Here is a 12526-nt window from a genome sequence, read left to right as displayed (position 1 = left end):
GCCCGCATGAAACCCCTGCAATCCCTGGTCGTGCTGTTGCTGGCCGTGGCCATCGGCGTGGTCGCCGCGCAATGGCTCGGCGCCGATGACCTGAACCGCTTCGGCGAGGTGACCCTGCGCTACGGCGGCTACGACTATCACAGCAACCTGCCGAAGGTAGCGCTGCTGGCGGTGATCACGGTCCTGGTGCTGTGGCTGCTGTGGAGCCTGATCGCTGCACCGTTCCGTGCCTGGGGCCGCTACCGCCGCAAGCAGGGCAGGGTGCGCCTGATCGACGGCCTGCAGGCCTACGAGCATGGCCAGTGGCAGCGTGCCGAGAAACTGCTGGACGGTGCGGCCAAGGACCCGGAGGTGAGCGCGGTGGCGCTGGCCAATGCGGTGCGCAGCGCACAGGCGCGCGCCGACGGCCCCGCCGGTGAAGCACTGCTGCAGCGCCTGGGCGAAAGCGATGCCACGCTGCAGGCGCTGCTGCGCGCCGAACAGCTGTTGGCGCGCGACCTGCCGGTGGATGCGATCAACGCATTGGACGTAGCCGCGATCCAGCCGCTGCCGCCGCGCGGCCTGTGGCTGCGTACCGAAGCGCTGGCGCGTGCCGGCCGCGCACACGAGGCCTATGGCCAGCTGGGTGCGCTGCGCCAGAGCAAGGTACTGCCGGCCGAATCAAACAGCGAACTGGAAGCCCGCCTGGCCGCACAGGCGCTGCTGGAAGCGGCCGACGTCAACGCATTGGCCGCACAGTGGGAAGCCACGCCGAAGGCGCTGCGGCCGACCCCGGACGTGGTGGGCGCCTATGCCAGCCGCGCGGTGGCCCTGAACTGGGATGAGCCGGCGCTGCTGGCGCTGGAACAGGCGCTGGACCAGCGCTGGGACGACGAACTGGTGGCGCTGTACGGCCGCCTGCCGGCCGAGCGCCTGGCCACCCGCCAGGCCAACCTGGCGCGCTGGCGCAATGTGCATGATGGCTCGGCCGCACTGCATCTGGCGCAGGGCCGCGTGGCCCTGGCCCAGCAGCAGTGGGATGCCGCCGATACGTTCCTGCACGAGGCCATCGCCGCCGGCGCCGGTGCCCCAGCGTGGGAGGCACTGGGTGAACTGTTCGCGCAGCGTGGCGAACACGCGCTGGCGGCACAGTGCCTGGCCAATGCGCTGCGCCTGCAGCGCGGCGAGGACAGCGTGGAACTGGTACGCGGCAGCGAAGCGCCGCTGCGTGCCACGGTGGAAGAGCAGCCGGTCGCGGTGCAGCCCCCGGTGTATGACGCCAACGAAGAGCGCGACGAATTCGGCAACCCGCGGTTGCCGTGAAGCGTGCCGACCAACGGTCGGCACCCACCGGAGAAAAAGAACGCCGCCCACCGGGCGGCGTTTTCATATGTGGAACCCGGTAGTCGCAGCGATCAGCGTTCGACGATCGCCACCACGCCCATGCCGCCGGCGGTGCAGATCGACACCAGCGCGCGGCCACCGCCGCGTTCGGCCAGCTGCTTGGCGGCGGTAGCGATCACGCGTGCGCCGGTGGCGGCGAACGGGTGGCCGGTGGCCAGCGACGAGCCCAGCAGATTGATCTTGTCCGGGTCGATGCGGCCCAGCGGCGCGTCCAGGCCCAGGCGGTTGCGGCAGTAATCCTCGCTCTCCCACGCACGCAGGGTGCACAGCACCTGCGCGGCGAAGGCCTCGTGGATCTCGTAGATGTCGAAGTCCTGCAGGGTCAGGCCATTGCGCTTGAGCATCTCCGGCACGGCCACGGTCGGTGCCATCAGCAGGCCTTCGCCATGCACGAAGTCCACCGCAGAGACATGCGCATCGCGCAGATAGGCCTGCGGCTCATGGCCATGCGCACGTGCCCACTCTTCGCTGGCCAGCAGTACCGCAGCGGCACCGTCGGTCAGCGGGGTGGAGTTGGCGGCGGTGAGCGTGCCACGGCCGGAGACCTTGTCGAACGCCGGCTTCAGCGTCGCCAGCTTTTCCAGCGAGGTATCCGGGCGCAGGATGTTGTCACGCTCGACGCCACGGAACGGTGCGATCAGGTCGTTGAAGAATCCGCGCTCATAGGCGGCAGCCAGCTTCTTGTGCGAGGACACCGCCCACTCGTCCTGCGAGTCGCGCGAGATGTTCCACTCCTTGGCCATGTCCTCGCAGTGGTCGCCCATGCTCTTGCCGGTGCGCGGCTCGGCCACGCCCGGGAACTCGGGCTTGAGCTCGGAGAACTTGAAGCCAGCGGTGAGTGCGCGGATCTTGTCGCCGGTGCTCTTGGCGCGGTTGGCGGCCAGCAGGCGTGCACGCAGCTTCTTGCCGTAGACGATCGGCACGTCGGAGGTGGTGTCCGAACCACCACCGATGCCCGATTCAATCTGGCCCAGCGCGATCTTGTTGGCCACGGTGATGATGCTGTCCAGCGAGGTACCGCAGGCGCGCTGCAGGGTGATGCCCGGGGTCAGCGGCGACAGGCCGGAGGACAGCGTGGCTTCGCGGCCCAGGTTCCAGTCGCTGGAGTGCTTGATCACCGCACCCATTGCCACTTCACCCAGCTGCTGGCCATGCAGGCCGAACCGTTCGACCAGCGCACCCAGCGTACGGACCGACATGCCGAGGTTGCCGACATCCGAATACGCGGTGTTCTGGCGACAGAACGGAATGCGGACGCCACCGAGGATGGCGACGGGACGAGCGTTGGGCATGGAGATACCTGGCATGGATGAGGGTGTCTGCAACATGGCCTGCACGGCGGAGCAGGCATAATGGAGCCAAGTGTAGCTGCCGCCCTGTGATGGGCCAACCGTGGAACCATGAGCAAACCCGACCCCGCGATGAATGCCCTTGGCGTGCTGGCCCTGGAACTGGCCGGCGGTGAAATCCCCCGCCAGGCGGTGCTCAGCGCAGAACAGGCCGGTGAACTGGCCGAACGCGTCGGCCGTGACCTGTCCAAGCTGGTGCCGCAGGTAGCCGAGCTGGACCTGGTGTTCGCCGCCGCCCATTTCGACCCGGCCGAAGTGCTGCGCCCGGGCTGGCCGATCCATCGCCGCCTGGAAGAACTGCAGATGCGTGCTCCGGGCCGCAACCAGGGCCCGCGCCTGCTGGCCTTCGGTACCGATGCCGAGGGTGATGTGCCGCTGCCGTTCCAGGCCGATGCCAGCCTGGTTGGCGGTGGCCTGCGCGTGGTGCCGTTCCTGCTGACCGGCAGCGATGTGGCCACCACCAACGCGGTCGCGCATGCGCTGGAAGACACCTTGCTCGCCAACGGCATGGCGCATGCCGACACCGCGCTGATGGCGCAGAACAGCTTCGGTGCGCGGATCGAACACGCACGCTACTTCACCGTGAACGATCTGGCCGCGATGATGTCGATGCAGTACGACAACCAGGGCCTGGCCGCGCTGTGGCCGCTGATCGAGACCGCGATCATGGCGCCGGGCGAGGACGAGTGGCTCAATGCCGCGCCCGAGCCGCTGCTGCGCTATACGCACGGCGAAGCACGCATGGCACTGTTCGACCCGGCCGGTTGGTGCGCGCACTACAACCACAGCAAGAACGATTGCGACCGCCTGAAGGGCATCTACGAACAGTTCCTGATGCGCCAGCGGCAGATGGCTGCGGTGCTGGAGGCACACGGCGTGCCGGTGCTGTTCGTGCACTGCGAGGCCGGGCACGACGCGCGCGAGCTGCTGGCGCGCTGATCTGCGGATGCGCACCGCCGGGCATGGCCCGGCGCTACCGTGCAATTGCGTTTCGCCGGGGCGCGACCGCCGTGCGTATTGCTGTAGCGCCGGAGTCCATGCTCGGCTCAGGTCCACCGAAGAGCAGCCGAGCATGGGCTCGGCTCTACAGGAAGCGATGCAAAGAAAAACGCCGGCTTGCGCCGGCGTTTTCCGTTTCCAGCAAAAGCGTCCTTACGGGGCCTTCTGGATCACCGCACACGCCAGGCGCGCGCCGGCGTTGCCGGTCGGCTGGGTCTTGTAGTCATCCGCATCGGCGTGGACGATCAGGCCGCGGCCGATGATGTCGAAGTCATCACCCTTGCCGATGTTGACGTTGCTCGACACCGGGCCGTCGATGGTGGCCACGCCCTTGTCGTCGGCCTTGATGTTGGGCATGTCGCCGCCGTGGTGCGGATCGGCCGCCACGCTTCCGTGGTCCTGCTTGCCCGGGTTGAAGTGGCCGCCGGCACTCATGCCGTCCGGCGCGCTGCAGTCGCCCTTCTCGTGGATGTGGAAACCGTGCTCGCTACCCGGCTTCAGGCCCGTAACCTGGCCGGTCACGTGCACCTTGCCATCAACCACCTTGAAGGTGACGCTGCCCTTGGTCTCGTTGCCCTGGGTCGGTGCCAGCTCGGCCGTTGCCGAAGCATCGGCCGCCGGTGCCGCAGCCGGTTCCGGAGTTGCCGCCGGTCCGGTGGTGGCGCCGTCGGCCGGCGCGGCCGGCGGAGTTTCAGTCTGCGGCGTGGCGGGCTGCTGATTACAGGCCGCCAGGCCCAGCGCGGCGATGGCCGCAAACAGCGAAGTGTGGATCAGACGCATTGGAATCTCTCCCTCGATGATGCCTGCAGTGATCAGCGGACGACCCGGATCACGCCACAGGCGATGCGGACGCCGGCATTGCCGGCGGGCTGGCTGCGATAGTCGTCGGCGTTGGCATGCACGACCAGTGCACGTCCGGCGATATCGGTGGCGGCGCCTCCGCCAAGGGTAACGCCCTTGAGGTGGATATCGACGTTGGCGCGGCCCTGGGCGTCGGCACGCAGGTTGTCCATGTCGCCCAGGTGGTGCTTGCCGGTGCCGGCGCGGCCATGCGCAGCGCCACCGGGATTGAAATGATTGCCGGCACTGCTGGCATCCACCGCACTGCAGTCGCCGCGCTCATGGATGTGGAAGCCGGCCTGCTGCATCGGCTGCAGGCCACCGACCAGGCCGGTGATGTGCATGCCGCCGGGCTCCACCATCAGTGCGATGCGGCCACTGACAATGCTGGCCGAGGCCGGCGCGAGATTGGCCTCGCCCTGCTTCGCAGCGCTGACCACGGTCGGCGGCGGCGGGGTGGGCTCGGCTTTCTTCGGCGTACTGCCACAGGCAGACAGCAGCACGGCGGCGGACAACGGCAGGATGGCAAAGGACAGACGCATCGAAGACTCCTTGCAGGTGACACTAAGCGTTGCATCGTCCATGAACGATCAACAGTTCGGCAAGCAGGCGCGAGGACCGCGTGCAGGGACCGTTCAATGGCCCCCGCGGCGGCGGCCAGCGCCCAGCTTGCGGGTAAGGGTATTGCGGCCCAGGCCCAAGCGGGCAGCGGCTTCGGCGCGGCGGCCATGGGTGATCTGAAGCGCCGCTTCCAGCAGCGCATGGTCGACCCGCTCGCGCACCTGCGCATGCAGCCCTTCCACGCCTTCGGCGAGCTGGCGGCGCGCCCATTCGGCCAGCAGCGCTTCCCACTGGCCTGGATCGGCACCGCTGATGCCGCCGCGACCGCCCCGCGTACGGTTCAGCGCGGTATCGACGTCGGCCACGCCGATGGTGTCAGCGGCGGCCAGCGCGGCCATCCGCCAGCACACGTTTTCCAGTTCGCGCACGTTGCCGGGCCAGTCGTGTTCGCGCAGCGCCTGCAGTGCGGCGGCGGTCAGGCGCTTGGGCGGCGTGTCCAGCCTGCGTGCGGCGGCGGCCAGGAAGGTGCTGGCCAGTTGCGCGATGTCCTCGCGGCGCTCGCGCAGCGGCGGCAGCTGCAGGCGCACCACGTCGAGGCGGTGCAGCAGGTCCGCGCGGAACTTCCCCTGCGCGACCAGCCCTTCCAGGTCCTGGTGGGTGGCGGCCACCACGCGCACATCGACGCGGATCAGTTCGCGGCCACCGACGCGGAAGAACTCGCCCTGCGCGAGCACGCGCAGCAACCGGGTCTGCAACGGCAGCGGCATGTCGCCGATCTCATCCAGGAACAGCGTGCCGCCATCGGCCTGCTCGAAGCGGCCGGTATGGCGGCGCTGCGCGCCGGTGAAGGCGCCGGCTTCATGGCCGAACAGCTCACTTTCCAGCAGCTCGGACGGAATGGCAGCAGTATTGAGCGCGACGAACGGCCCATGCGCGCGCGGCGATTCGCGATGCAGTGCATTGGCCACCAGCTCCTTGCCGGTGCCGGTCTCGCCGGTGATCAGCACCGCCAGCGGCGCCTGCGCCAGGCGACCGATGGCGCGGAACAGCGCGCGCATCGGTGGCGTCTCACCCACCAGTTGCGGCGGTTGGTCGCCATGCGCTTCCGGCGCAGGCGTGGGCGCTGCCAGTGCCGGCGCCACCGCCGGCAGCACGCGCTGCGCCAGCGCCACGGCATCGTCCAGGTCGAACGGCTTGGACAGGAATTCATGCGCGCCGCCGCGGAACGCACCGGCCGTGCTGGCCACATCGGTATAGGCCGACATCACGACCACCGGCAGCTGCGGCAACGCGGCCTTGAGCTTGTCCAGCAGCACGAGGCCATCGTCGCCAGGCATGCGCACATCGGTGAACAGCAGCGCCGGCGGCGCGCCTTCGCCCAGGGCCTGCAGGGCTGCCGCAGCGCTGTCGAAATCGACGACCTGGTAGCCCGCCTCGCGCAGCGCGGTGCACAGCACGAAGCGCACGGCACGATCGTCATCGACCACCCAGATGCGCTGCGGGGACGAAGAAGACTCAGACATCGCGCGGGGCCTCCTCGGCCGGGGCGGCGCCACTGACAATCGGCAGCAGCAGGGTGAACACGGTATGACCCGGGCGCGAGCGGTAGGTCAGCGTGCCGCGGTGCTCGCGCGCCACCTGCTGGGCCAGCGCCAGGCCCAGGCCAGTGCCTTCGGCGCGGCCACTGACCAGCGGCAGGAACAGGTGCTCGGCCAGTTCCTCGGGTACACCACGGCCGTCGTCGGCAATTTCCAGGCGCAAGGCCAACGTGTGCAGCTGCTCGGCGATGCGCGCGCCATGCTCCACGCGGGTGCGCAGGGTGATGCTGCCGGCACCGGCCTGGATTGCGTTTCGCACCAGGTTCCACACCGCCTGGGTAAGACGGTCGGCGTCGCCACGGAATTCGGGAATGCTGGGGTCGTAGTCGCGCTGCAGGCGTACTGCCCAGCCGGCCTCGTTCTCGGCCAGGCGCAGCACGCGTTCCAGCGCGGCATGGATGTTCAGTTCGGCGTGGGGTGCGGCCGGGGCCGGCGACAGCAGCTGGTCGAGCAGGCCGTTGAGGCGCTCGATCTCCGAGCCGATCAGTTCGATCAGTTCGCGTTCGCTGGCCTCGCGCTGGGCCGCGCGGCGGGCCAGCAGCTGGGCCGCACCCTTCAACCCGGCCAGCGGGTTGCGCAGCTCGTGGGCCAGGCCCTTCAGCGCCGCGCTGAGCGCGCTGGGCAGGGCCTGCGTCGGGTCCAGCCCAGGGAATTCGTCGACCGGATGTGCCTCCAGCAACCAGCCGCCATCGTCGCGGCGGCTCATCCAGCCCTCGGCGAAGCGCGGCGCCTCGCCGGGCACCGCCAGCGCCAACCGGTTCAGGCGCAGGCTGTCGCGCTCATCGCGTGCCAGGAAGTGGGCCAGCGCTTCGCCCTGCACTTCCAGTGCAGCCAGCGGCTGTCCCAGCAGGCGGCGCCCGCTGACACCCAGCCAGCGGCCGAAGGCCGGATTGCAGCCGATGATGCGGCCATCGGCCCCGGCCCAGGCCAGCGGCGTGCCCAGGGCATCGAGGGACGGCGGGGGTGCGGGGTCGGACATTGCACCAATGTAGTGCAAAATGCGGGGTTCGGGGTCAGAGCACGTTCCGCCAGAAAAGGGCTCCGGCCCCTGCCGCAGGTCGAGCGAGCTCGACCACTACCAGATGCGTGGCCGGTTACAGCTTCATGTTGAGGCCGACGAACACACTGCGTCCCGGGGCCGGCGAAAACATCGGGCGGGCGCTGTCCCAGAAGAAGCTGTCGTACCAGGCGTAGGCGTACTGGCGATTGGTGGCGTTCTTCAGCTGCAGGTCCACGCTGAATCGCGGGGTGAGCTGGTAGGCAGCACTGAGGTCGAGCACGGCGAAGCCACCGAACTTGCCGGCTACGTTGCGCTCTTCCAGGTAGTAATCGCCCTGTGCACGCGCCTGCAGGCCCAGCCGCAGCGCATCACCGGCGCGGTAATCCACGCCCAGATTGCTGATGTGGCGCGGGGTGGCAGCCACTTCGCGTCCCTGCAGGGAAACGCCGGCATCGCGGTCGTCGCGGGTGATCTTCGCTTCCTGGTAGGCGTGCGACGCCCACACCGTCCAGTCGTCGCCCAGTTGCAGGCTCAACTGCGCATCCACGCCGCGCCGGCGGGTCTTGCCCAGAATGACCGTGGTTCCGGTGGCCGGCATGTTGGATACCTCGTTTTCCGCGTCCTGCTGCCACACCGCCAGACGTGCCTGGGCGCCCGCGAACGGCTGGAACTTCAGGCCCAGCTCCATGCCGGTGTTGGTGGACGGCTGCATCGGTGCCTGCCCCGGGGTGAGGTAGGCCGGTGCGGTGGAGCCGGTCAGTACCTGGAAGGTGCGGCCCCAGTTCGCGTAGACGTGGGTGGTCTGGCCCAGGGTGTGGATGATGCTCAGCTTGGGCTGGCCGATCGTGCCGTAGTCCTGCAGGCGGCCGCTGACGCCGTTCACCAGGTGGGTGCGGCCGCTGAAGCGGTCGACGCGATAGGCCGGCACGACCTTCCAGGCTTCGACGGGCTGGTAGACGGCTTGCACGTAGGCGCCCCAGTTGTCGAAGCTGTGGCGATCATTGTTCTGCACCCGCGCCGGTGGCTGCCTGAAGTCGGTGGGTTCGGCGTAGGCGTAGCGCTCGCGGATGTAGCCGTTGTCCTGCTGCTCGTAGTTCAGGCCACCCTCGACGGTAAGCGTCGGGCTGGCCTGCCAGGTGAGCGTGCTGAGCAGGCCATGCTGCCGCTCGTCCCACACGCGGCGCTGGCGCGGCAGGTTGCCGTTGGGCACGTCGCTGAAGGTCACGCGGCGGTCGTCTTCATAGCGGTTGTAGTACAGCCGCGTGCCGAAGGTGAGCGCGTCGGACAGTTTCATGTCCAGGTGCGCGGCGATCTGGCGCATGTCGCGTTCATCGCCATCGTTGCCGTTGCGCAGGTCGCTGCCACGGCGGTGCGTACGCAGCTCCTCGGCGGTCATGAAGCCGGGTTCGTCGGCTTCGTGGTGGTACGCACGCGCGGTCAGGCCCACGCGCAGGCCGTCGTCCAGCGAGCCATGGAACCACTTGCCGCCCAGCGAATACTTCTTCGAGGCATCGTGATCGCGGTAGCCGTCGCTGGCCTGGGTGCCGACGAAATAGTTCTGCGCGAAGCCATTGGCTTCGCGGCCGACTGCCAGCTGTGCATCTCGGGTGTTGTAGCTGCCATAGGCCAGTCGCACGTCGGTGTAGGTGCCGCCCTGGCGCGTACCGAAGTTCACGTTGCCGCCGATGTTGTGCAGGCCGTAGCGCGGGTCGTTGGTACCGCGCACCACTTCGATGTAGCTGATGTCCAGCGGGAACAGCATGTCGATGAAGCGCTGGTTGCCGCTGTTGACGTTGCTGGGGATGCCGTCAATGAGGGTCTTGATCGCGTTGAGGTAGCCCTCGCCGTTGAAGGCGCGGAAGCTGACCTTGCCCGATTCGGCACCCTGCCGCGTTTCGGTGAGCTGGATGCCGGGCATCTGCCCCAGCAGCTCCCAGCTGTGCGAGACGTTGCGGTCTTCGATCTGGTCCGCGCCGAGCACGTCCACCGAAGTCAGTACCTGGTGCGCACTGAGCTGGCCTTCGCCGTGCTGGTGCACCTGCACCTTGCCGAGGGTGAGCGCGGCATCGGCGGACTGTGCGAAAGCTTCAGGGGCGAACGGCGCGGCCGCCAAGGCGGCCAAAAGGGTGGGAGTCATGGGAAGGGGCGGTTACGGTGAAATGTAATCATATAACATTTCACGTGTCCGCTTTTGCAGCGTCGAGCAAAGCTCGGCGCTACAAGGGCGGGAGCCGGGGGGATTACACCGGGTAGCCGGTGGCTTCCCGTGCCTTCTTCCAGGCGGCTTCGAATTCACGCGCGGAGATTTCGTCGTCCTCGTCGAAATCCAGGAACGACACCGGCTGGTCGGCCAGCAGGAAGCGGTCGTCGCTGTGGGCATGCTCGTCGGCCCAGACCATCCTGGTGCCGTAGATTTCCACCTGCCGCACGATCTTCTCGCCGCGCGCTTCCATCAGCACGTTGCCCTTGCCCAGGCCCGATTCGGCCCAGTGCTTGTAGTACTTCTTTGCGGCGGACTTCGCGCCGGGTTTTGCGTTGTGCTTTGCGTAGGTCATTGCAGGAGCCCTGGCCGCTGGCGCGGCCGGAAAGTGCGGAATGGCGCCATTATCGCCCGACCTCGCAGCGCGCAGGTGGGCGCTTCAGCGGGCCGGCGCTGGCAACGCCACGCCCTTCGGCCACAACATCCAGATGTTGCCCTTCTGCTTCATGTCGCCGGCCAGCTTGCCCGCGGCTTCGCCGCTGCCCCAGTACAGGTCGGCGCGCACTTCGCCGGCGATGGCACCGCCAGTGTCCTGCGCGGCCACCGGGCGCACCACCGGGCTGCCGTCCGGGCGCGTGGTGGACAGCCACAGCAGGCTGCCCAGCGGTACCACGGTGCGATCCACCGCCACGCTGTAGCCGGCGGTGAGCGGTACGTTCAGTGAACCACGCGGACCTTCCGGGCTGTCCGGAGTGCGCACGAAGAACACGTAGCTGGGGTTGCTGCGCAGCAGTTCCGGCACGCGCGCGGGATGGGCCCGGGCCCAGGCGCGGATCGCGTCCATGGTGACGTCTTCCTTCTTCAGCTGGCCCTGGTCCACCAGCCAGCGACCGATCGCGCGATAGGGGTGGCCGTTCTGCTCGGCATAGGCCAGCCGCACCTGCGTGCCATCAGCCAGGCGCACGCGGCCGGACCCTTGGATCTGCAGCAGCTGCAGGTCCATCGGGTCGGTCAGCCAGGCCAGCACCGGCGCCTTTACGCCTTTGGCGGCGATGGTGCCGGCATCGTCATAGGGCTTGAGCACCTTGCCCTCAACCCGCCCGCGCAGGCGCTTGCCCTTCAGTTCCGGGTAGAGGCTGTCCAGCTGCACCACGATCAGATCATCCGGCGTGCCGTACACCGGCACCGTGGCCTTATCGGTACGGGTAAGGCTGCCGGGGTAGATCGGCTCGTAGTAACCGGTGATCAATCCGTCGGCCTGACGGCCACCAGCACGCAGCGCATAGGCATCGAGGTCGCGCTGCAGGAACTGGCGGATCGCGGCCGGGTCCTTGTCTGACACGGCTGCGGCGGTGGCACAGGGCTTGGCCCAGGCAGCGTCGTTCTTCAGGCGGGTGCAGCTGCTGCGCCAGGCAACGAAGCCGGCCTGCAGATCGCTGTTTGAGACCGCTGGCAGGGCTTTCCAGTCGACCTTGGCGTAGGTGGCCGCCGGCGGTGAGGTCGCCGTGGGCGCTTCGGAACCCGTGCGGGGAGCGGTGGTGGCGCAACCGGCGAGCACCGCCGCTGCCAACAGGGTCCAGTGCTTGCGCTTGAAGAAGGTAGCGGAATCGATCATGCCGCCATGGTGGCGGGCCGGCCGCTGGGCGGCAACCCGGCGCGGGGTCAAGCGTTCATGCGCGGAGTCACGGCATCTGCAGCAGCAACGAATGCAGGATGCGAGCGTCCTCGGCATCCAGCGCCTTGGGCAGGTCGTCGCGGCCACGGAAACGGCGGTGGAAGGCGACGACGGTGGCTTCTCGGTTGTCCAGTGGATAGCCGAAGCGGGCCAGCGCATTCCACGCGTCGAAGCCTTCCGGTGCCGCGCCGTCGGCCGCGCGCGGCCACACGCCGAAGCCGGCCTCGGCCAGCTGTTGCCACGGGAAGAAGCGGCTCGGATCCTGCTTGCGCGTCGGTGCCAGGTCGGCGTGGGCGATCACCTGGCGCGGCGGGATGTTCAGGCGGGTGGTGAGGTCACGCAGCAGCACGATCAGCGATTCGATCTGCGCCGCACTGAACGGGCTGCGGCCATCGTTGTCGAGCTCGATGCCGATCGAGGCCGAGTTGAGATCGGTGATGGTGCCCCATCGCCCGGCGCCGGCATGCCAGGCACGGCGCTCATCGGCGACGAGCTGGTAGCGATGGCCATCGGCGCCGATCAGGTAGTGCGCGCTGACCGGTCCACCGCTGTTGGCGGTACGCAGCGTATGCAGGCTCTGCTGCACCGATTTCTGCTCGGTGTGGTGGATGACGATGATGACCGGCGTGCGCGCGTTCTGGTTGGGCGAAGGCACCCAGGTGGCGAGCGGGTTGCGCGTTTCCCGTGGCGTGGAAGCGCAGGCGGCCAGCAACAGGCAGGCCGAGAGCATCAGTGTGGTGCGGATCGGAGGCATGGCCTGATTGTGCGCGATCTGGCGCGAGGGTGCATGTCACAAGAAAGATTCGGTAGATCCACGCCATGCGTGGATGCGCCACTCCGGCCGTGCCAGCCAACGGTCGGCACCCACCAGAGCAGACCCGGACCCTGTGCCAAGCAAGCTTGGCACCTACCAGAACCAGG

General features: G+C 68.4%; 11 protein-coding genes. 2 read left to right on the top strand and 9 right to left on the bottom strand.

All coding sequences use genetic code 11. The annotated features are described in order from the left end of the window. Positions 1–6: 6 nt before the first annotated feature. Complete coding sequence (locus AC5P9W_RS10105) at positions 7–1302, top strand: heme biosynthesis HemY N-terminal domain-containing protein (protein ID WP_495219152.1); 1296 nt, start codon at positions 7–9, stop codon at positions 1300–1302. A gap of 92 nt (positions 1303–1394) precedes the next feature. Here AC5P9W_RS10105 and AC5P9W_RS10100 read toward each other — a convergent pair whose 3' ends face one another. Beyond that, entirely contained in the window at positions 1395–2690 is a 1296-nt protein-coding gene (locus AC5P9W_RS10100; RefSeq protein ID WP_099551602.1) for an acetyl-CoA C-acetyltransferase, read from the bottom strand. Between the two features lie 93 nt (positions 2691–2783). Here AC5P9W_RS10100 and AC5P9W_RS10095 point away from each other — a divergent pair, with 93 nt between their 5' ends. Next, complete coding sequence (locus AC5P9W_RS10095; RefSeq protein WP_188250451.1) at positions 2784–3671, top strand: hypothetical protein; 888 nt, start codon at positions 2784–2786, stop codon at positions 3669–3671. Positions 3672–3884: 213 nt separating this feature from the next. Here the strand turns inward: AC5P9W_RS10095 and AC5P9W_RS10090 are convergent, their stop codons facing one another. The 8 genes from AC5P9W_RS10090 to AC5P9W_RS10055 all read right to left on the bottom strand — a co-directional run bounded on the left by AC5P9W_RS10090 (position 3885) and on the right by AC5P9W_RS10055 (position 12359). Continuing rightward, a complete protein-coding gene (locus tag AC5P9W_RS10090) occupies positions 3885–4511 on the bottom strand; it encodes a superoxide dismutase family protein (protein WP_021204068.1) in 627 nt (208 codons plus the stop codon). 32 nt (positions 4512–4543) lie between these two features. After that, positions 4544–5113, bottom strand: coding sequence for a superoxide dismutase family protein (locus AC5P9W_RS10085; RefSeq protein ID WP_019661930.1), 570 nt, complete (start codon positions 5111–5113; stop codon positions 4544–4546). Positions 5114–5206: 93 nt separating this feature from the next. Next, a complete protein-coding gene (gene ntrC, locus AC5P9W_RS10080; protein WP_111097745.1) occupies positions 5207–6655 on the bottom strand; it encodes a nitrogen regulation protein NR(I) in 1449 nt (482 codons plus the stop codon). Beyond that, positions 6648–7709: a two-component system sensor histidine kinase NtrB gene (locus AC5P9W_RS10075; protein ID WP_021204071.1), complete on the bottom strand. Its 1062-nt coding sequence runs from the start codon at positions 7707–7709 to the stop codon at positions 6648–6650. The genes ntrC and AC5P9W_RS10075 overlap by 8 nt, the downstream gene beginning before the upstream one ends. Before the next feature lie 115 nt (positions 7710–7824). Continuing rightward, positions 7825–9867 carry a TonB-dependent receptor gene (locus AC5P9W_RS10070; protein ID WP_134729772.1) on the bottom strand — a complete coding sequence of 681 codons (2043 nt, stop codon included), beginning with the start codon at positions 9865–9867 and terminating at the stop codon, positions 7825–7827. 103 nt (positions 9868–9970) lie between these two features. After that, positions 9971–10285 carry a hypothetical protein gene (locus AC5P9W_RS10065; RefSeq protein ID WP_021204073.1) on the bottom strand — a complete coding sequence of 105 codons (315 nt, stop codon included), beginning with the start codon at positions 10283–10285 and terminating at the stop codon, positions 9971–9973. Between the two features lie 84 nt (positions 10286–10369). Continuing rightward, entirely contained in the window at positions 10370–11545 is a 1176-nt protein-coding gene (mltA, locus tag AC5P9W_RS10060) for a murein transglycosylase A (RefSeq protein WP_026347252.1), read from the bottom strand. A 67-nt stretch (positions 11546–11612) separates the two neighbouring features. Next, positions 11613–12359: an N-acetylmuramoyl-L-alanine amidase gene (locus AC5P9W_RS10055; RefSeq protein WP_495219151.1), complete on the bottom strand. Its 747-nt coding sequence runs from the start codon at positions 12357–12359 to the stop codon at positions 11613–11615. Positions 12360–12526 lie beyond the last annotated feature (167 nt).

Source organism: Stenotrophomonas sp. YJH_SMC_33 (genome assembly GCF_059372295.1).
This window is presented reverse-complemented; position numbering and strand designations above follow the sequence as displayed.